The sequence below is a fragment of the Bacillus cereus group sp. Sample62 genome (assembly GCF_036851315.1).
GTDB classification, from domain to species: Bacteria; Bacillota; Bacilli; order Bacillales; family Bacillaceae_G; genus Bacillus_A; species Bacillus_A wiedmannii.
Map to the genome: position 1 here is coordinate 3,093,284 of NZ_JAFLPK010000001.1, position 20,127 is coordinate 3,113,410.

Consider the following 20,127-nt stretch of genomic DNA (forward strand, 5'->3'; position numbering starts at 1 on the left):
AAAGAAAAAATCCTTCCTTGCTCATGCTATGGATCATGTAAACTGAATACTCCTTCCTTTCCTTCACTCAAATTCCAGCTTTCTTTCTTACACCAATCCCTCAAAATCCCCTTCACATAAGCAAGCGTTCGCTTATTATGTTCAAGCGCAATTTTAAGAGCTTCTAATACTGTCTCTCCTGAAACCTTTTGTATCCACTCCTTCAATTCCTTTACGATATATAGGGATAAACTACTAATATGTTGTTCATAAAACTTATAAACTTCACTATGTGGAGCGGCCTCTTCTATACTTTCTACCTCTTCTACTTCTTTCTCTTCAATAACTTCTTGTAAACTACTAGTATCCTCTTCTATTGGCATACCAAAATGCTGCAATAACAATGGAATCTTCCATTCTTCTTCAAGACATTTACGTAAAAACATATGTATGAACTCTTTATTTTTCACATTCTTTAATTCACGTAACACACACTTCTCTACATTCGTATTTAAAATAGGGTTGTAGTGTAGCCAATTTACTATGTATAACTCTTTCGTTTCCGCATCGTATAAAATCTTTCCGTATGCAACAAATCTATTTAACAGCTTCTCAACAGTTTCCATACTGTATCCTGTTTCCAGTTCTGCCACACGCTTCGGTAATACGTAAATTCCACACTGCTTCGTTTTCGTACCAGTTAACAAATATATGTAAAAATAACGCTCCTCTGGCGTTAAATCTAATATGAATTCATCTTGCCAAAAGTTCACTTGCACATTACGGTACACCGCCATATGTTTACCTCCTCCTTGCATTCATAAAGTGAAACTTTAATCAGTGGGGGTCTTGTTCCTCCCCCACTGATTATTAGTTGAACCAATCGTGCTTTTACGGGCAGTTAATGCGGGATAAAAAGGCAGATTTCAATCCTTCAATATACATATAGGAATGCGGGGGTGGTTTTTGCATTTGAATTCCAAATTTTTTTAACTACTACAACGACGATTTTATTTTTTTCGCGCTTTTTATTCTTGTAGTTGTTTTTGTTTTGTTTTGTTTTTTCTTAGTGATTTATTACTTGGTAGGTGCTTATAAGGGGCTTGGAAGGGGCTTGATAGTAGTTAAAATAAAAAGGAGCTGTTCCAAATCCTCATTTTGGATAGCTCCTTTAAAATCCTTATTATTATTTTTTGCATCATTACAAATTTCTACATACCATTCATTTATTTCTGCATAGAGTCCAGCATCTTCACTAAAAAGGCAGCTGCCTCACCACGAGTTGTTGTACCTTTAGGATTAAACTCATTATTTCCAACACCAGTAACTACTTTTAAACTGTATAATCGTTGAACAGGCTGTTTGTATGTGATTAAATGTTGATCTGTAAATGGTAATGCGACTAATTTACCTGTAACACCTTTATACTGTAATGCGTTATCAATCATGATAGATGCTTCTTCACGAGTGATGGATGCGTTAGGATCAAAAATCCCTCCGCCACGACCGCTAATAATTCCTGCACTTGCACTACGTTTAATACCGCTATGAAGTGATGGATGCGCTTTGTTAATATCTACAAATGACTTATTTCCTTCTGGTAGCTTTAGAGCGTTTGAGATTAATGTCGCAAACTCAGCTCTCGTTACATTACGATAAGGCGCAAATACACCATTACCTTCGCCGTGCATAATACCTAGACTGTTCAGCTTACGAATATGTCCTTCAAACCAGCCACCTGTAATATCATCTTTTGGTTTTTGTACTTCTTTATTTAGCACATTATAGTTTATCTTAATCCAACTTGGGTTATAGAAAATCCACTCATCGTTACCTACTTTATACCAACCGTTTTTAACCGCTAACACTTTATAACGGTCTCCATTTGCAGCTTTACGAACGGTTTGATGTTCAAGCCCTGCACCGCTACGTACGTTTATCCCGTCACCATTCACTACAAGCTCCATATTAGGTTCAGCTGGATTATATTCATTTGAATCAAATAGCTCGTTTCTTTCTTTTAAAGGCGAGTCAATTTGTGCGTTAACATTTGCATACCATTGAATACCTTGTACGAAGCCAGTCCAATTTCCACGAGAAATTAAAATATCAGGACAGTTTTTTCCGCTCCATTGTTGATGCCTATAAATGTGATCCGCGCTAATTCCTTCTTTGTTCATTAAATAACCTGCAAGTCGCTTTGCATTCTCTAACGCTTTATTGTAATCTCCATCTTGGTTAACTGAAATTTCGATGCCGATAGACTCTCTATTTCCTGAGCCATCCCCATCTCCTGCATGCCAACCATTTTCGTTTGTTGGTAAGTGCTGATAGATTTGTTTGTCGTCCACAGTAAAATGCCATGAAGCTGTTCGGAATGTACCTTCCGTTGCTTGTTTATACAAATATTTCGCATGATTTTCAGCATTCGCACCACGAGCTGTGTTTGCAGTCTCGTGAATTGTAATATATCGTGCTTTCATCGGATTGGCAGGACGAATATCGGGGTTTCCTGCTGGAACAATCCACTCTACAAACGGGACACCTGCAAGTGTTCCATATTTCTTTGTAGTCATCGATGCACTATATTGAATAGCTCTTGGCTTTTCAACCGGCTTCATTTCGCGAGTAGAACCATCATTTCGACCGTCTACATGTTCAAATGCCTTTTCAATGTTTGAAATAGCTTCATCTTCTGCTACTTGACCTGTTTTGGCTTCTTTCATTTTATGTAACTCTTCTGTTTCATCATGTTTATGTTTATATTCTTCTAAAAGAATTTTCTCATTCTCTGATACTTCCGCTTCGTTAATTTGCATGTGATCTGGAGTTTCTAGATTGAAATTAGAATAACTTAATCCGCTCGTTCCACGTTCCCCTTTGGCAATACTAATTTGGTCAGTATGAGATTTGTTTATCTCTTCTGCTGATGTTGATAAAGGTGCACTCCCTAAAATTACTAGACTTGTTGATAGCGCCATTACTCTTTTTTTTATGATTTTATTCATTGCTGTAATCGACACCTACACTGTTCGTGTAGGTGTCTCAACCTCCCTTTATTTTCTCATTAGTGAAAGACTATGAATCTACTATGTATGTATAAAACTACGTTTATTCCACCCTTTTATAAATACTTTCATTTTATCCCCAGCAGGTAAATTATAGTTTCTATAAAATCCCTTAACAGACATTATTTTATAACCAATTGCAATCGCCGTCAAAAGCACTTATCCCCTTCACACTACTATTCCTCAAAAAATAGATTAGGATACCTTTTACTGATTTTCTTCATTATAATAGATTATATACTAGCGAAATACTTCTATTACAAATTCCCTTTAACGTTTTCGACAATCTCGTTTATCGTATTCCGATCAAACTTATCACTAATTTCGTATGGCTCACGATCTCCTACAAATTGTACGCCTACGATATCGCTGCGGTCCTTACCATACTGCACTTCAATAATAGATCCACGCTCTATTTGTTTCCAAACGAGACCTGCTTCATCTTTATTATCTAAAATAATACAATCCTCAATATTTTCATCAATTCCAATTAACTTATTGTCATCCATATATCCAACCTCGTATTGTTGACGTTCTTTCGCTTTGCCGCTTACTAATATACCTTTGCTTCCATACGAGTAATCCGTATAGTCCTTTTTCTCCGATTGTACCGCTTTCGGCTCTTTTTCTTCAGTTTTTTCAGCAGTTCCACAACCCGCAATAATACCAATTGGCATAACTGCAGTTAATATTACTCTCGTAAATTTCTTTATCATTTATAACCAACCTCACATATTTAACTTTAAATTCCATTTATCTCCTTACCAAATAATAACATGATAATACCGAGAAAGAGCCAAAGGTAAAATATTATTTTCATCCCAACAATCTATGTAAAAAGCTATACTTCTGTATTTCCTTCCCGTCTACTTTCATATAGTACACTTACAATTATAGATAGCTAGACTTTCAAAATTACTAACTGAATTATCGATAAATTATAGAAAGTAGACATCCTACTCACATAAGATTTAAAATTAGGAAGTATGGAAAACATGATAAAAAATTTAAACTAGATGCTCGCAATTAAAATGATTTTTATATGAAGGAAGGATGTGCACAGCTTTGGATTTTAAAACAGTTATGCAAGAGCTTGAGGCCTTAGGCAAAGAAAGAACGAAAAAAATATACATATCTAACGGTGCGCACGAGCCAGTTTTCGGCGTAGCCACAGGTGCTATGAAACCAATCGCTAAAAAAATAAAATTAAATCAAGAATTAGCTGAAGAACTTTATGCGACAGGCAACTACGATGCTATGTACTTTGCAGGTATTATTGCGGATCCGAAAGCTATGAGTGAGTCTAATTTTGATCGCTGGATCGACGGAGCATATTTTTATATGTTGTCCGATTATGTGGTGGCAGTAACTTTATCAGAATCAAATATTGCACAAGATGTTGCTGATAAATGGATTGCAAGTGGAGACGAGCTACGAATGTCAGCGGGCTGGAGTTGCTACTGCTGGCTTTTAGGAAATCGCAAAGACAATGAGTTTTCTGAAAGCAAAATTTCTACTATGCTTGAAATGGTAAAAAATACGATCCATGATTCACCAGAACGAACTAAATCCGCTATGAATAATTTTCTAAACACTGTAGCAATTTCATATGTGCCACTACACGAAAAGGCAGTTGAGATTGCAAAAGAAGTTGGTATAGTAGAAATTAAACGTGACAACAAAAAAAGCAGTTTGCTAAATGCTTCCGAAAGTATTCAGAAAGAACTTGATAGAGGAAGACTTGGTTTCAAACGTAAGTATGTAAGATGTTAAAAAAGAAAAAGGAGGTATCAATCTTTCTTGATTGATACCCCCTTTTTCTTTGACTACTGAACTCTCTTCTTAGAAAACATTTATTTACCTGTGGACAACTTATATGTTAGAAACTTCTTCATTCAATTTATAAACCCTATCTCTTTTCTCATCACTTTTGACAAAGATAAGCTTTCCTTCCTTAACAAAACCTTCTAATAGTAAGCATACTTGCCCATATGCTTTCGGCTTATTAGTTGTGAATCTTTCATCTGATATTTTGCCAGATCGTATTAATTGTTCACATAGCTCAAACGCACTTATTTCCTCAGAATCCACTAATTCCAATATATCTTTTTGTAATGGCGATAAAGGCTCTGGTATATTAGCTACCTCCACCTTTTCTGGTTTGTTTTCTTCTTCAAATAAATCTTCGAATGAAATTTGATTCATACTTCTTTTCCTCTCTAACGATTGATTTGTATAACATGAACTGAACACTATAGCGTAGTTATTATTATTATGTATTACTTACCTTTTTTCATAAATCACAAACTCATGTACATCGTTTCATATAGTATATTTCAATTATACCAAATATACGTTCTGTTTTCTATCACAGATTGGAAAATAGAACGTTTTACTGTATCTACCATTATTAAATAAAGATGAATTTTTATCCACATTACGGAAATTAATGTCAAATAATCACTATTTATATGTTACAATTACGATGTATATGTGTAATACGTATAATAAAGTTAAATGAAACTGGGGAGGCTTTCTCAAATGAGCAAAAAAACAAGCAAAGCTAAAAAAATTTTCGGATTCGTAATCACCGCAGCACTAGCAACTACAATGATGGTAGGCACAGCAAACGCACAAACAACTACGAATAGCTATAAAGTAGCTAGCAATGCGAACACTGTATTTACAGATGTACCAAAGGACCACTGGTCAAAAGATGCTATCGATTACTTAGCGTCAGCAGGAATTTATAAGGGATACGGAAATGGGAAATTTGGTTTTGGAGACAATGTTACTAGAGGACAGGTAGCTTCTTTAGTCAATCGACATTTAGGCTTAATAGCAGACGATAAACAGGCGAATATGTTTAGTGACATTACAAATCATATGTTTGAAAAGGATATTAAAGCCATTGCGCAAGCTGGAATTATGACAGGTGATGGATCAGGTACATTTCGTCCAGATGATGTATTAACTCGATATGAAATGGCAGTAATACTACAAAAAGCATTTCATTTAGAATCAAAAGGACAAGAGAAATTTAAAGATGTACCAAAAGGTCATTGGGCCTATGAAGCTGTAAATGCAGTGCGTAGTAACCGTATAGCACAAGGTGACGAGTCAGGTAATTTTAATGGAAACATGATTGTGAAGCGTGAGCAGTATGCACAATTTTTCTATAATGCAATAGCAAAGAACAGATCTTATAATTTCAACATTAATTCAAAAGAAGAACTGAAACAAATGTTAACAACAGCTTTACAGAATGGGACGTTTGGTCCATTTAAATTAAATGCACTGGGTAAAGATATATCTGAGGTAAAAAAAGAATATGGAGCGCCTGATGTTTTAAAGCAAGCACCATGTACAGAATGTGATGCACCTAATACAGCAGTATACGGAGATTATAATATTGACATGTACCCTTCGGACGCTAGATATATATGGGTAAAAATGGACATCACTATCAATGAATTAAAAGAGTGGTTTGGTGAACCAGATGAAATTGGAGCGGATATGACTAGTGAAGGCTTTATATATAATCGAGGAAGCTATTCTCTTTATTTCAGCTTCTCTGATGGTTATATTCAACGCGCTGAAATATCTAAAACTGAAGATCGTTAATACGTTACAAGCCATATAAAATATGTAAAGCATACTAAAATCCTTCAAGAACACTCTTATTCTTGAGGGATTTTATTTTGTTCCTATCTATTTTGCATAATATAAATCTATTAAACTCCCACTGATTAAACTTTATTTTTCTTGATACTCCGCATCCCATTCACTTAAATACGTTGCATATTCTAATTCATCTGGATCATCATATAGCATAGAAATAAACTCTAATTTATTTCCATCACAATCTAGAAAATATACGCTTGCAGCTGGTATCCACCTTTGAACGATCGGCTCTTCATTTCCTTTCCCCTGACTCCCTACTACCTCTATTCCACGCTTCTCTAACCACAATTTAGAAGTCTTTAAAAACTCTAAATCTACGCGAAAAGCGAAGTGTTTCGTCTCAAAATTTTCATTACTATGTACTTCCCATAACCCGAGCATTTGCTCTTTACTTTCTCCTACCCAAAAGAATGCAACTCGTCTTTTCGATAATTTTTTTGCTACTGTTAAGCCTAACTTATTTTGATAGAAATCTATTGCCTTTTCTAAATTTCTTACATGTAAATGAGTTTCATATATGCTTTGTATCATTATGTATCCCTCCCCTACATTCTGATTTTGAAAATATATTTTGTTTTTATCATACAAATAAATATATTTTTAATCATCCTACTTTTGTATCATTGTTCTTTCCTACAAAGGTATATATATTTAGCTTTATCATTTATGTCCCAACGCCAAAATCCCACTGATTATTCCCCAGCCAATGGGATGTTTATGAACTGTTAGCTCCCTCCTAACTTCCTCGCATTCGCTGATTTTGAGATAGAATTTTTACTGCTCACAAATAGCGGGATAAAAAATTTCATTTACATTCGTAAATTTTTATAATGTAATAAAAATAACATCTTAATAATAGAGGAGGAACCGTTCTGGATAAAACCAAAGTTATGGCTTATTTTAGTGTAACGGGTGATGCATTCCCTGTTGAAGCAATTAGTATCGAGCCTACAAGGACTTATAAAAAAGGGGATGTTGTTGCAAGGCATGATAATCCAAATCTTGTATCCACCAAAGTCATATACAGAAAAGAAACGGATTGGACTTTAAGCACTGGATATCAAGAATCATACGATATAAATAATCAGTTGCATGTTATTCTAAAATCCCTTGAAGGAAAAACAGAACAATTAAAACAACTTAAAGAGAAATATGATTTACAGTTTCTTTTTATGGTAGTGATTCAAGTGGAGAATAACGAATCACCCGCAATGTATTTACAAAAAGAGATTATTAATTTTGCTAGTTTCATTCAAGCAGAAATTCATTTTGATCTATATATTTTGTAACAATAAAAACGCTATTGATATTGGAATCAACAGCGTTTTCTTATGTGGCTATATGTTTCACCTTGCTTGTACCCCAAAGTAAATTCTTTTTATATAACTTATTACTTCAATTTCCCCTCAAAAACAATTTTTCTACCGCACGGTTCAACTTCTGTTTTGCCGTCTTTCTTCACTTCATGAAAGATTGGCTCTTCCATACGACGAGACGGTGCATAGCCTTCTTGTTCCATACGTGCTAAGCAGTCTGTAATTGTTTCGTTTTCGAGTACTTCAAATTTTTTCTTATTAGGTTGTTTTGTCATGCCCTAACCTACTTTCTATTTTTCTTGATGCGAATTGATTCTTCATGTAGATCATATATACCATTGCAAGAATTCCTATTATAATCATAACCGCAATAAAAAAGCTTGTATACTGTATTTTTTCTATAAATACGCCTCCTAATACAGGTCCCAGTATACTTCCTAAACTAAAGGCAATTCCAGATAATATATTACCTGCTGGTAGTAAGTGTCTCGGTAATAAATCTGTCATAAATCCAAGCCCTAAAGAGAAACACGATCCAATGACCATACCAGCTAACAGCATGCAGGCAAAGACGATCCAGTAATATTGATCAAATACGGCTGCCAGCAAGAAAATGCCCGTACTTATGCTGAACGTCCACGTTAAAATACGGTCTCTTCCATATTTATCACTTAATATGCCGAGCGGAATTTGTGTAATAATGCCCCCAACTGCAAATGCTGGTAATAAGAAGGATACTTCTGAAACAGACCATCCTTTACGAAGCGCGTATACTGGTAAGTTACTATTTAACATTGCTTCGAGTACGCCATATGCAAGTGGACCAAGTAACGCAATCCATCCTAATCCAACAACTTGTTTATAACGAGAAAATGATGATTCGCTCTTCACTTCTCTTTCATCTTGCGCTGGGAATGCATTTTTCGTTGGAAGTAATAGGAGCCAACCTATTAAACAAAGTATCGTAGATATAATAAATGGCGTTGCAAGACCGTACTGTACAGTGCTTGCTAAATACGGACCGACAGCAAAACCAATTCCGAAGAATACACCGTATATCGATACTTGTCTACCTATTTTACTTGGGTCTGATGTTGTCGTAATCCATGTTTGCGTTCCGACATGAAGCATATGATCTCCGACTCCAACTAGAAATCTAAGGATAAACCATACCCAAAATGAAAAAGTTTGTGTAAAGAAGAATAATGAAATAATAACGAGAAACCCACCAATAACGATAATTGGCTTCATTCCAAACTTTTGCATCGGTTTTTCAAGAAACGGTGAAATAACTAATATCCCAATGTATAATGCCGTCGCATGAATACCGTTAATACTTGAACTAACCCCTTCTTGTTCAAAAATCATTGCAATGGCCGGTAAGAGCATACCTTGTGACAAACCCGAGATTGCTACAATCCCAACCATAATCCAAAATGTAAAACGCATTGACATCCTCTTCCCTCTCCTTCTCACGCTGTCCACTTCTCATTATAAACTGTTTCTGCAAATGCGTGTACGAATATTCGCAATAAGAAGAAGCTAAAAGAATGAACCTTTTAGCTTCTTATCCTTCCCAAACTTGTGCTTTCACATTGTAATGAAAGTGCTTGAAATATGGATTTTCATAAAATGATGGTCCATATAAGTAGTGCTGTGCATGAGCTATTGGTGGCTGCGGGTATTGCATTTGTAAAGGAACTACAGCTGGTGAAACTTGCATATACATCGGAGTTATCATTATTTTTGTATATATATGATGATTATATGGTGAATAAGCGATTAAGGATGGTTTATGCATTGACTCTCTCCCCTTTTACATACAAATGTTATAGTATATGCAACACTTCTCATTTCGGGGATTCTTTCTATTCTAACCAATCCTCAACATGTTTTATAAATACATCTAAACAATCAATAAACGGCGAATGACCGCAATCCTCTAACACTTTCAATTCTGCATTCGGCAAATGTTTCGCTAACTCCTCACCGACTACTTGCGGTACGACGTAATCTCTGTCACCTTGTATAACAAGTGTCGGAGCTTTAATATGATGAATTTTCTTATTTCCCTCTATAACCCCGTTATGTTCATCCGAAATGTTAAATGTAATGAGCGCATAATTCACATCTACGAAATTACGCTGCGTCAACATATCGTCTAAATACTTTTCATAACGATCCGGTTCCGGTTGATTATGTGTATATATTAATAGATTCCATACTGTACGGTAATATAATTTATTCATATTTTTTATCGCATCTAGCACTGGAGCAATTTGTACGGGATCTTGTGCGATTTCTTCTTTCGTCTTTACTAAACTTGATACGATTGGCTGCCCGTTAATATCTTTTTTAAAAATTGGATATCCCTTCATGCCTACTGATTCTACTAAAATTAACTTTTCGACAAACGTTGGATGATCCGCTGTAAATTGCATCGCAACACCACCGCCCATTGACCAGCCCATTAATGAAAATTTCTCTAGTTTTAATTGATCGATAAATAGTTTTACATCAACCGCAAAGTCTTGTAATGAATCTACCGATTGATTATATGTTGATTGGCCAAATCCTCTTAAATCAAGAGCGTAAATATGGTATCGATCTTGTAGCTTTTCAATAACTAAATCCCAGTGTTGTGACGATGTCATGTTCCCGTGAATGAGTACAAGAATTTCTGTATTTTGCCTTCCAACTTCCTGATACGCAATCGTTTCTCCGTTCGATAGTGAAACAAACTCCATTGTTGCAGGCTTAATCATCACAAGTTCCCCCATTCTATTTAATAGAAAGAAAATTCTTTACTTACTTAAAGAATAACATACAGAATGTACGTTCTCAACATAAAGCCTATACGAAATTTTTACATAACTCAACATGTCTATTACTAGACAATTATAATAAAAAAGTATATAGTTAGCTAGGTAACTAATTTGAAAGGATCAAAATACATGGACGAAAAACAACATTTTTTCCACATTGTCAGCCAGACTTCTCGAAAATTCACAAAGAAATTTAATGAACGCGTATCTCCAACTGGACTATTCAGTGCGCAATGGGCTGTTATTTTCCGCATTAATCAAACCGGTTCTTGTACACAAACAGAATTATGTCAGTATTTAAATGTTGAATCACCAACGATGACTCGTACGTTAACACGTATGGAAACGATGGGCTGGATTATTCGTACAGAAGGAAAAGATCGTCGTGAGAAGCTCATTTCTTTATCAGAAACAGCGATAAAAATGATTCCGGTATGGCAAGAAGAAGTTGATACTTTCGAAGAAAAAACACTAGAAGATATTAACGAAGATGATTTACATCAAGCATTTGAAGTGTTACAAAAAATCATTAAAAATTTAGATTAAATTGGAGGGATGACGATGCAAAGTGAGAAACTTTGGACGAAGGATTTCCTCGGAACTTGTTTTAGTAGTCTATTTCTCTTCTTAACATTCTATATGCTTATGACTACTCTGCCTGTCTATGTAATAGACGGCCTAAAAGGAAAACCTGAGGAAATTGGTTTAGTTGCAACTGTTTTTCTTATTTCATCTGTTTTATGTAGACCATTTACAGGAAAATGGCTCGATGAATTAGGAAGAAAGAAAATTTTATTTATTTCACTTTCATTATTTTTAGCTGCTACCGTTATGTATTTCGGTGCACAAAGTTTATTTTTATTACTTGCCCTTCGCTTCTTACATGGTATTGGGTTCGGTATGGCAACCACTGCAACTGGTACGATTGTCACAGATGTTGCGCCAGCTCATAGACGAGGCGAAGCACTTGCCTATTTCGGCGTATTCATGAGTTTGCCGATGGTAATTGGTCCTTTTTTAGGTTTAACAATTATTTCTCATTTTTCATTTACTGTACTATTTATCGTTTGTTCCGTATTTTCATTGCTTGCATTTTTATTAGGACTACTTGTAAATATTCCGCATGAAGTACCAGTGAGCAAACAAAAACGAGAAAAAATGAAATGGAAGGACTTAATTGAACCATCCTCTATTCCGATCGCTCTGACAGGATTTGTTTTAGCCTTTTCTTATAGTGGTATTTTATCCTTTATTCCTATTTATGCGAAAGAGATCGGTTTAGGAGAAGTTGCTAGTTACTTCTTTATTGTATACGCACTCGTTGTTGTAATTTCACGTCCATTTACAGGAAAGATTTTTGATCGCTTCGGTGAAAATGTACTTGTTTACCCAGCTATCATTATTTTCACAATTGGGATGTTCATTTTAAGCCAAGCGCAAACTCCGTTTTGGTTCCTTGGCGCAGGTATGTTAATCGGTTTAGGTTACGGAACATTAATTCCAAGTTTCCAAACGATTGCGATCTCTGCCGCTGCAAACCATCGACGTGGTTCTGCGACAGCTACGTACTTCTCATTCTTTGATAGTGGTCTCGGTTTTGGTTCTTTCATTTTAGGTATCATCGCAGCGAAATCGAGTTACCATAATATGTATTTTATCGCAGCTATTATCGTTGCTTTCACTTTACTACTCTATTATGGATTACACGGACGAAAACAAAAATTCAAGAAACAACATACAGACGGAAAAGTTTCCGCTTAACATGAATAAGGAAAGTAAACTTCCCCGTTTACTTTCCTTATTTTGTATTTCTTTCAATAGACGCGTATACTAATAGTAGAAATAAAAAGGAGGGACCGATATGAAACTTAAAAAATCTCCCCTACTCTTACTCATAATCACATTTATATTTGTAATTACAGGGCTCGGTTTTACATACTTCAAACATAATAAAACAATCCCATCAAAAAATAACGTGACGAAGAAAAATTGGTTAGATGATCCTTACTTACGTTGGTCGTATACACATATGAAAGAATTCACTTTAATTAACGAGGTGAAAAATAACCCGGATCAAGTATCCCACTTCTCTACCGCATTGCAAAACTTAGACGATTTTGCTGTGGAGCGTAGATTTGGAAATACAGCTCCTCTAAAAAAACTTTTAGACGATAACAAAACGGATGCTTTTGTCGTGGTACACAATGGACAACTTGTATATGAACGATATTTCAACGGGTATAACGAGAGTGAACCTCATGGCATGGCGTCATTAGCGAAGGTCTTTACCGGGGCAATTATACAATCTCTCGCTGGTGAAAATCGTATTGACTTAGAAAAAACAGCTGACGCATATATAAAAGAATTAAAAAATACACCGTTCGGTAATGCCACACTTCAACAATTATTGGACATGCAAGTTTCTGTAGAATATCCTACTCACGGATATGAACATCCAGCGTTAGAAAATCAAGATGCACAACTATATTTAGCTAGCAATATTTTACCACGCGGTAAAAACTACGACGGCCCGATGAAAATTTATGATATGTTACGAGAAGCAGAAGAAACTGCACCGCCTGGTTCCGATTTTTCTTACGATAACGGATCAGCCGAAACACTCGCTTGGGTTATTCGAACGATCACTGGTAAATCATTAGCTGAAAATGTTAGCGAGCGCATATGGTCTCAAATTGGTATGGAAGAAAACGCGTATTACGTTACAGATGAAACAAAAGTAGAACAAGCAAGCGCGGGCTTAAATGCAACTGCTAGAGATATGGCTAGATTTGGGCAATTACTATTAAACAACGGGGAATATAACGGAAAACAAATTCTCCCTTCTTCTATTACTGAAGATATAAAAAATGTCCAAGAAGGTGAACTTGCAGTTGGCCCTGGAGCTTCCATTTCTTATCATAATCAATTGTGGATTCCGCACAATGAACAAGGTGCTTTTGAAGTGTTAGGTAGTTACGGACAAACACTTTACATCGATCCGAAAGCAAATATGGTCATTGTCCACTTCTCTTCTAACGCTACACCAAGTAATGAAATACATTCAGTTTACTCCAATATGTATATTGATATTGCACATCATTTAGAGAAGCTTCCACAGTAGTGGAAGCTTTTTCTTGTTGGGTTGTTTTATTTGAAACCATTACCCTCATCACGGTTATTCATAATTAAACTTTTTATTAGCAATCCAATAATACGTTACGAAGAGTGTCAATAAAATCCAAATTATAGTTAGTAATCCATTAATTATTGCGTTTGAATTTACTACCCCCGTGACTAACGTTTCCATTGCATACTTACTCATACTGGCTGGATTAACCTGATCTATTATTGGATTCAAACCGACAATTATTCTACAAGCTAAAAGAAAAACAATTGAAATTAGCGCAATAATACCTTGAGTTTGAAAAATAGCACTTGTCATTGTTGTGAAAGATACGATAAAAAGAACCCAAATTAAATAAAATAGTAAGCCAGTAATCATGTGCAAAAACGGAACAGCAGTAAAAAGGTAGTTTATATATAGATAAGAAGTAAAGTACCCAATCATTACACTGAACGATACGATTACATAATTTGATACTATTTTCCCCGCTATATATGAAGTAACCGTAACAGGTCTTGTTAAAATAAAGGCTAACATACCGTTAGCTTTGTCTGTTTGAATGGCACCCATCATAGAAATTACTAGAATCATAAGTCCGAGCTGATCAAACTGAGAACCCAAAGTACTCGCCAGTACTTCGCCCCCTTTTTGTGCTATCATACTCGGATCAATGGTAATTCCCTGTCCTCCACCTAACGCTTCTAGAATTGATGGTAAATAATGAGTTACTATCGGCTGTGTTGCGCCTAAAAATATAAAAACAATTGGTAGCCAAATGATCTTGAAATCACGTAGCATTTGAACACATTCTTTTTTTATCAATACCAGTAAGTTACTCATTTTTGCACCACCAATTTCAAGAAAATTTCTTCTAGAGTATCGTTACTTATTTCAAATTTAACGATGTTCACTTTATGTTCGAGTGCATTTTGCAGTAACATATTTTTGTTTATTTCGATACTTTCAACCTTCACTTTGATTTTAAGCCCAATTACTTCTACGTCCTTCACATAGGGCAACTTTTTTACAACATCAATCCACTCTCGATCTTTAGCTGTGATTTCAATGATTAATTTATTTTCGCTATTGCGGTGCAAAAGCTCAGTAATTGTTGTATCTTCTATCTTTGTTCCATCTTTAATCATGACAAATCGTTCACAGATTTCTTCCGCATCGCTTAATATATGGGTTGATAATAAAATGGTTGTATCTTTTTTTATTTCTTCAATCAAATTCAATACTTCCCGTCGGCCGATTGGATCTAATGCGGATACTGGTTCATCCATGACAATAAGCGCCGGTTTATGCAGTAATGCTTGTGCAATACCGAGTCTTTGTTTCATTCCCCCAGAAAAGGCACTCACCTTTGAACCTTCTTCTCCACTTAATCCAACTTTCTCCAAAATTTCTGGTATAGACTTTGACAACACTTCTTTTTTCACCCCTGAAAGTTGTCCCATAAACATAAGGGTTTCTCGCGCCGTCATCCAATGAAAAAAATTAGGGTATTGCGGTAAGTAGCCAATTTCTCTTTTCATTTTTGATATTTTTATCCCATTCAATAAAACTTCACCAACATCTGGATTAATAATATCCGAAATCACTTTTATTAATGTGGATTTCCCTGCTCCATTTGGTCCGATTAACCCTACACATTCCCCTGATTGCAGTTCCATCGAGAAAGTATTGACAGCAATTTTCCCTTTAAATGATTTTGTTACATTTTTAATCTCTAATTTCATAATTTCTCACTGTCCTTTCTCCCTATAATAAAGTACAGAATAGGTCCCAATACGTTAACAAAAATAATAATTAGCGTCCATACAAGTACATTTTTTCTTGTTTTTCTATTTCGGTATAAATCAATTAATGCAATGAAAACTAAAAGTGCCCCGACTGCAATAACTGGCAATATAATGGGTAGAAAAGCCATAATATCAATGTCTTTAAGATCATTCAATCCATAATGTATTTTCATTGTCATCACTCCTTTCAAATCTCATTATCATTATTGATAATGATAAAATAAAAACGGATGGATTGCAATCATTATTCTCATTATTTATAATGAGAATAAAAAAACAATACATAAGGTGATATAATGAGTAATAAAGTTGAAATTTTAATGCATCCTGTAAGAATGAAAATTTGCCAAGTGTTAATGAGAAATAAGGAAGATGGGCTAACACCATTAGAAATGGTAAAAATCATTAAAAATGTACCACAAGCAACACTATATAGACAGCTACAAACTATGGTTGATTCTGGTATCGTCCATGTAATTAACGAAAAAAAGGTGAAATCTGTTTCTGAAAAATATTACGCAATCAATGAAGAAGATGCAAAAATTGAAGGAAGTGAGTGGAAAGGATTATCTGATGATGACAAGTTAAACTACATTTCTTATTACCAGTTATCACTTATGACACAATATCAAAGTTACCTTAAGAAATTAGAAGAACAAAACAGTCAAGAAGATAAGGCTACTTTTTCTGTAGTAGAATTAAAGCTAGATGAAGAACACTTTGGAAAGTTTCAAAATGAACTTAACGAATTAATGATTAAATACTACAATAGCCAAAGTAAAGACGACGAAATAGAGGCTCCGGTTCGGACTGTCGCTATTACAATTATTCCAGAAACGTAAACTCACTCAATATACATAATACAGGCCGATGCTTCCTATATTAAGGAAACATTGGCTATCTTCATTTCAAAAATTGTTTAACTTCTATTTTTACTTCTGCTATATGGCTAGCGAAAAAACTGATCTAGAATTCGAATGTGCTTAAAGATCCTTTCTTTTTTATATTAAATGAACTCTTTTCTTTCTTTTCTCATGTTACTCTCATACCATCCACACTCTCTCCAAATACTTTTTAAAAAGAAGCATGGGTAAACTAATAAATATAAACTAGGAATCCACCAAGAAATATCGAAATCTAAACGGATTGTCCAAAATGCTAGAGCTTGTAATCCTGAACAAAAAGTTAAAATTAATGATAAGAATGCAAAGTGGCTCCAAATATGTTTTTGTTTAGAATGTAAATACATGAGCATACCCCTGTTGTTCCCTCTTATTAAAGGCGGAACTATTATGGGATTTGGTGGTAGTTGCGGTTTTTCTGAAGGATTTGCTTTATTAGTTATATTGTTTATTTTATTAATCATCATTGGAACTGCCTGCTTCTGCTAAAAAACTATAAGAAAAGACACTCTTATAGAAGGGTCTTTTCTACTCTCTTTAAAGAATTTATATCAACCTCATAAGTATTCCCATATGGTCTAAGCGATGGAATCTCTTCCTTTGGCCCATAAAATAATAGTTTCAAATCATCATCTTTATACTGAACTACGAAGAAATCATCAAAATGGTCAAATGTGTTTTGATTGATCGTGATAAACCCTTTTTCTTGGGCAGTTGTTTTAACACTTATTCTTCGCCCATCTTTAATGACATCATATCCATGCTGATTCGTCACTTTGGATAGCTCACCATTTGTGTAAAGAACACAAAAAATTCACCTAGACGACCTATAAGATGCCTTAATTCAGTCGCCTTACAACCAAGAACATTCATTTCAAATCGTAACATTTCAAAGTATGCCTCATATAACTTTTTAATTTGTGAGATTCCTATTTTATCCTTATCCTTATAGACAAGAAGTTTCCCATTATCCCACTCACCTACAACATATTCACAATCTGTCCCTTTAGGTTTGTGAAAAACTAATCCTGTATAAGGATAATTTTCACCTACATATCTATAAGTTTTTTTATTTATATATATAAACAGATTTTTATTAACCGCTCTCCCTTTGTTATAACGGTTATAACAATAATCAGCAGGATTAATACTCCCCGGTTCTGTATTAAATTTTGTTATTAATCTGTCCTTTATCTCTGCTGATGTTACAGTATCACCTATTTTTTCTTTAAGAGCCTCTATAAATTGCTCATAAATAGTCAATGTAACCCTCTCCTCATGTCTCTCAATATTTTTAGCCCTAGTAGAACTTTCACTCTATAATTTGGCCTGATTGTGGAATAATATATTTAAAGTTCTTCATAAATTTTTATAACTTACTATATAAATTTTAAATTTAATTAATTACATTTCATAGACTATTATAAAATATAAATTGGAGAATTTTATTAAATGCTCAAAATAAAGATAATACTCCATTAAGAGCTCGTTTATTTAGGAAACGTGTCTCTTTTTATTGGCTTTTTAAATAAGGTAAACGTGAAGAAGCATTATAAAAAGCAGGACAATAATATTAAATTAACTTCCATTCGAAGAAGTTTAAGCCTTGCATGAATGACTATAATGACTATTTGGTTGAGCAATCGATATGTTGTGCCGAAACGTCAATATATTAAAAAAAGGATCTCTCTTTATCAAGAGAGATCCTTTTTTTACTTCTTCTTCTTTTCTGTCGGTTGGCTTTGTTTAGCGAAATTAGATGAATCATCGAAATTCGGTTGCTTTTTACCAGCATTATTACTTCTACCTTTTCCCATATGTAATGCACCTCCTCTCGTCCTTACTATTCCCAATAAAAAAATCCTCTTGCATCCAAGAGGATTTTTTGTTGTGCTATTATTAATAATGCCCAACTGTTACCGCAGTACTTCCAACACGGTCCTATCCTAACTTTTAACCATGGTGTTGATCGTGGCCATCAAGCCTATGATTATCTATCCGTCTTGGCGTTTTCCTTTAAACGTACCCTATTCTTCGATTGCTTGATAGACCGTAGTCCAGAAGTCTTGGATAAGATGCGATGGGGCCGGAGTGGACATCCCAACCTGAGTGAACAGAATTCCAATAAACTGTTTATCTGGATCAGCGTAAGCTGAAGTACCGGTTCCACCATCCCAGCCGAATTGACCAATAGACGCGTAGTCTCCAAGATAGGTACGTACCGCCATCCCAAAGCCCCAGCCACCTTGGATCCCTTGTCCGAACGACAAATGGACGTTATTTTTGGCCAAATCGTCTCGGTATACTTGTTGTTCCGGAGTAAGACGGTTGGTGGTCATCAGCTGGACTGCGGGCCTAGACAGGATCCGTTTAGTACCGTGCATCCCTTTATTCAAAAGCATCTGCAAATACGCGTGATAATCGTCGACGGTTCCAAGCAGTCCACCACCGCCTGCTTGGAATGCTGGTGGTTTGCTATAACGTCCATCCGCCCCCTCATCCCACACGATGAATTCACCTGTCTGCGGATTGGGGTTGAAGGCTGGTGGAAGCCGATCAATTTTGAGCTGAGGTACGTAGAATCCAGTGTCCTTCATTCCTAGCGGGTCGAATATACGTTCGCGCAAGAACGACTCGAACGTCTGACCCGTGACCCTGGCAACAAGAACGCCGATTACTTCTATACTGATATGATACTGCCACCGCTCTCCGGGCTGATAGCTTAGCGGAAGTGCACCTAGGCGACGCATAAACTCATCTGGATCGGGCATATCCTGACCTGGCGTGTCGAATATCCCACTCTCGAAGAACGCGTTCATGATTGGAGAACCCATCAACGTGAGATCCACTCCAAGCCCGAATGTGGAGGTCAACAAGTCTCTTACAGTGATAGGACGTCGTGCTGGGACGGTCTCTTCTAGCGGGCCATCGGGCTGTTTCAACACTTGCCGGTCGGCGAGTTCCGGTAGCCATTTGTCTACTGGGTCGTCTAAATGCAGTTTGCACTCATCGAGCAGAACCATTACTGGTGAAACTGCGATTGGCTTGCTAGTGGACGCCAATCGAAAAATCGTGTCCCGACGCATTGGTGCACCACCATCATGCCTCATTGTTCCAAGCGCTTCGACATGCGTCTCGCCGTTTCGGCTGACTAAGGCGACGAGCCCAGGAATCTTTCCAGAATCGACATGCCGCGCCAATATATTGCGCATTTTGCGCAATCCTGTTTCAGAAAAGCCCTTATTATTTTGTCCCATTTTGTTCTCCTTTAGTTTAGATTGAGATTTCTAATACAAATTGACAATCAATTATTAGTTCTTCAAATAGAAAAATTCCCCTTTTTAATAATTTCGACAAACTGCATTTATATACATGGAGGCACCATGCATCACTATCAACCTAAGATAGGCTACATTTATGGGGA

At 35.7% G+C, this 20,127-nt stretch carries 22 protein-coding genes and 2 pseudogenes; 8 read left to right on the plus strand and 16 right to left on the minus strand.

Annotated features, from left to right (window positions below; all coding sequences use genetic code 11):
* Positions 1-26 precede the first annotated feature (26 nt).
* The 4 genes from J0835_RS15695 to J0835_RS15710 all read right to left on the minus strand — a co-directional run bounded on the left by J0835_RS15695 (position 27) and on the right by J0835_RS15710 (position 3,763).
* The gene (locus J0835_RS15695; RefSeq protein ID WP_087981222.1) at positions 27-776 is read right to left on the minus strand and encodes a DnaD domain-containing protein; all 750 of its coding nucleotides are present in this window, start codon (positions 774-776) and stop codon (positions 27-29) included.
* 429 nt (positions 777-1,205) lie between these two features.
* Positions 1,206-2,987 carry an S-layer homology domain-containing protein gene (locus J0835_RS15700; protein ID WP_087981564.1) on the minus strand — a complete coding sequence of 594 codons (1,782 nt, stop codon included), beginning with the start codon at positions 2,985-2,987 and terminating at the stop codon, positions 1,206-1,208.
* Between the two features lie 81 nt (positions 2,988-3,068).
* On the minus strand, positions 3,069-3,200 hold the full coding sequence (locus J0835_RS15705; RefSeq protein ID WP_254913094.1) for a hypothetical protein: 132 nt from the start codon (positions 3,198-3,200) through the stop codon (positions 3,069-3,071).
* Positions 3,201-3,304: 104 nt separating this feature from the next.
* The gene (locus J0835_RS15710) at positions 3,305-3,763 is read right to left on the minus strand and encodes a hypothetical protein (RefSeq protein WP_087981223.1); all 459 of its coding nucleotides are present in this window, start codon (positions 3,761-3,763) and stop codon (positions 3,305-3,307) included.
* Between the two features lie 349 nt (positions 3,764-4,112).
* Here J0835_RS15710 and J0835_RS15715 point away from each other — a divergent pair, with 349 nt between their 5' ends.
* Positions 4,113-4,820 carry a DNA alkylation repair protein gene (locus tag J0835_RS15715; RefSeq protein ID WP_087981224.1) on the plus strand — a complete coding sequence of 236 codons (708 nt, stop codon included), beginning with the start codon at positions 4,113-4,115 and terminating at the stop codon, positions 4,818-4,820.
* Between the two features lie 99 nt (positions 4,821-4,919).
* Here J0835_RS15715 and J0835_RS15720 read toward each other — a convergent pair whose 3' ends face one another.
* Complete coding sequence (locus J0835_RS15720) at positions 4,920-5,252, minus strand: DUF3895 domain-containing protein (RefSeq protein WP_087981225.1); 333 nt, start codon at positions 5,250-5,252, stop codon at positions 4,920-4,922.
* A gap of 336 nt (positions 5,253-5,588) precedes the next feature.
* Between J0835_RS15720 and J0835_RS15725 the strand changes: the two genes are divergently transcribed.
* Positions 5,589-6,671: an S-layer homology domain-containing protein gene (locus J0835_RS15725; protein ID WP_087981226.1), complete on the plus strand. Its 1,083-nt coding sequence runs from the start codon at positions 5,589-5,591 to the stop codon at positions 6,669-6,671.
* A 132-nt stretch (positions 6,672-6,803) separates the two neighbouring features.
* Here the strand turns inward: J0835_RS15725 and J0835_RS15730 are convergent, their stop codons facing one another.
* Entirely contained in the window at positions 6,804-7,262 is a 459-nt protein-coding gene (locus J0835_RS15730; RefSeq protein WP_087981227.1) for a VOC family protein, read from the minus strand.
* A gap of 359 nt (positions 7,263-7,621) precedes the next feature.
* On the opposite strand from J0835_RS15730, the gene J0835_RS15735 reads away from it, so the two are divergent.
* Positions 7,622-8,020 (plus strand): DUF4279 domain-containing protein, encoded by a 399-nt coding sequence (locus tag J0835_RS15735; RefSeq protein WP_087981228.1) that lies wholly within the window; start codon positions 7,622-7,624, stop codon positions 8,018-8,020.
* 101 nt (positions 8,021-8,121) lie between these two features.
* Here J0835_RS15735 and J0835_RS15740 read toward each other — a convergent pair whose 3' ends face one another.
* The 4 genes from J0835_RS15740 to phaZ all read right to left on the minus strand — a co-directional run bounded on the left by J0835_RS15740 (position 8,122) and on the right by phaZ (position 10,827).
* On the minus strand, positions 8,122-8,322 hold the full coding sequence (locus tag J0835_RS15740) for an NETI motif-containing protein (RefSeq protein ID WP_000166302.1): 201 nt from the start codon (positions 8,320-8,322) through the stop codon (positions 8,122-8,124).
* Complete coding sequence (locus tag J0835_RS15745; protein WP_060631545.1) at positions 8,306-9,502, minus strand: MFS transporter; 1,197 nt, start codon at positions 9,500-9,502, stop codon at positions 8,306-8,308. Before J0835_RS15745 ends, J0835_RS15740 begins: the two co-directional genes overlap by 17 nt.
* A 112-nt stretch (positions 9,503-9,614) precedes the next feature.
* Complete coding sequence (locus J0835_RS15750; RefSeq protein WP_087981229.1) at positions 9,615-9,848, minus strand: hypothetical protein; 234 nt, start codon at positions 9,846-9,848, stop codon at positions 9,615-9,617.
* A 67-nt stretch (positions 9,849-9,915) separates the two neighbouring features.
* Complete coding sequence (phaZ, locus tag J0835_RS15755) at positions 9,916-10,827, minus strand: intracellular short-chain-length polyhydroxyalkanoate depolymerase (RefSeq protein ID WP_140386834.1); 912 nt, start codon at positions 10,825-10,827, stop codon at positions 9,916-9,918.
* Between the two features lie 174 nt (positions 10,828-11,001).
* Here phaZ and J0835_RS15760 point away from each other — a divergent pair, with 174 nt between their 5' ends.
* The 3 genes from J0835_RS15760 to J0835_RS15770 all read left to right on the plus strand — a co-directional run bounded on the left by J0835_RS15760 (position 11,002) and on the right by J0835_RS15770 (position 13,993).
* On the plus strand, positions 11,002-11,418 hold the full coding sequence (locus J0835_RS15760; protein WP_064475837.1) for a MarR family winged helix-turn-helix transcriptional regulator: 417 nt from the start codon (positions 11,002-11,004) through the stop codon (positions 11,416-11,418).
* Positions 11,419-11,433: 15 nt separating this feature from the next.
* Positions 11,434-12,633, plus strand: coding sequence for an MFS transporter (locus tag J0835_RS15765; RefSeq protein ID WP_087981231.1), 1,200 nt, complete (start codon positions 11,434-11,436; stop codon positions 12,631-12,633).
* A gap of 100 nt (positions 12,634-12,733) precedes the next feature.
* Positions 12,734-13,993 (plus strand): serine hydrolase domain-containing protein, encoded by a 1,260-nt coding sequence (locus J0835_RS15770; RefSeq protein WP_087981232.1) that lies wholly within the window; start codon positions 12,734-12,736, stop codon positions 13,991-13,993.
* Positions 13,994-14,047: 54 nt separating this feature from the next.
* Here the strand turns inward: J0835_RS15770 and J0835_RS15775 are convergent, their stop codons facing one another.
* Genes J0835_RS15775 through J0835_RS15785 form a run of 3 tightly spaced genes read right to left on the minus strand, consistent with a single transcriptional unit; the run spans position 14,048 to position 15,974 of the window.
* Positions 14,048-14,836, minus strand: coding sequence for an ABC transporter permease subunit (locus tag J0835_RS15775; RefSeq protein ID WP_087981233.1), 789 nt, complete (start codon positions 14,834-14,836; stop codon positions 14,048-14,050).
* Positions 14,833-15,738, minus strand: a complete 906-nt coding sequence (locus tag J0835_RS15780) for an ABC transporter ATP-binding protein (protein ID WP_087981234.1) — start codon at positions 15,736-15,738, stop codon at positions 14,833-14,835. Before J0835_RS15780 ends, J0835_RS15775 begins: the two co-directional genes overlap by 4 nt.
* Positions 15,735-15,974 carry a PLD nuclease N-terminal domain-containing protein gene (locus J0835_RS15785; protein WP_087981235.1) on the minus strand — a complete coding sequence of 80 codons (240 nt, stop codon included), beginning with the start codon at positions 15,972-15,974 and terminating at the stop codon, positions 15,735-15,737. The genes J0835_RS15780 and J0835_RS15785 overlap by 4 nt, the downstream gene beginning before the upstream one ends.
* A gap of 123 nt (positions 15,975-16,097) precedes the next feature.
* On the opposite strand from J0835_RS15785, the gene J0835_RS15790 reads away from it, so the two are divergent.
* A complete protein-coding gene (locus J0835_RS15790) occupies positions 16,098-16,643 on the plus strand; it encodes a transcriptional regulator (RefSeq protein WP_087981236.1) in 546 nt (181 codons plus the stop codon).
* A gap of 164 nt (positions 16,644-16,807) precedes the next feature.
* On the opposite strand, the gene J0835_RS15795 is transcribed toward J0835_RS15790, so the two are convergent.
* Positions 16,808-17,164 (minus strand): DUF5360 family protein, encoded by a 357-nt coding sequence (locus J0835_RS15795; protein WP_313897876.1) that lies wholly within the window; start codon positions 17,162-17,164, stop codon positions 16,808-16,810.
* Between J0835_RS15795 and J0835_RS15800 the strand changes: the two are divergent.
* A pseudogene (locus J0835_RS15800) lies at positions 17,142-17,192 on the plus strand (YjcZ family sporulation protein); the annotation flags it as partial. The gene J0835_RS15795 and the pseudogene J0835_RS15800 sit on opposite strands and share 23 nt — an antisense overlap.
* Before the next feature lie 22 nt (positions 17,193-17,214).
* Here J0835_RS15800 and J0835_RS15805 read toward each other — a convergent pair.
* Both J0835_RS15805 and J0835_RS15810 read right to left on the minus strand, forming a co-directional pair.
* A pseudogene (locus tag J0835_RS15805) lies at positions 17,215-17,966 on the minus strand (DUF7225 domain-containing protein).
* Positions 17,967-18,730: 764 nt separating this feature from the next.
* Positions 18,731-19,960, minus strand: a complete 1,230-nt coding sequence (locus J0835_RS15810; protein ID WP_087981239.1) for a serine hydrolase domain-containing protein — start codon at positions 19,958-19,960, stop codon at positions 18,731-18,733.
* Positions 19,961-20,127: the final 167 nt, after the last annotated feature.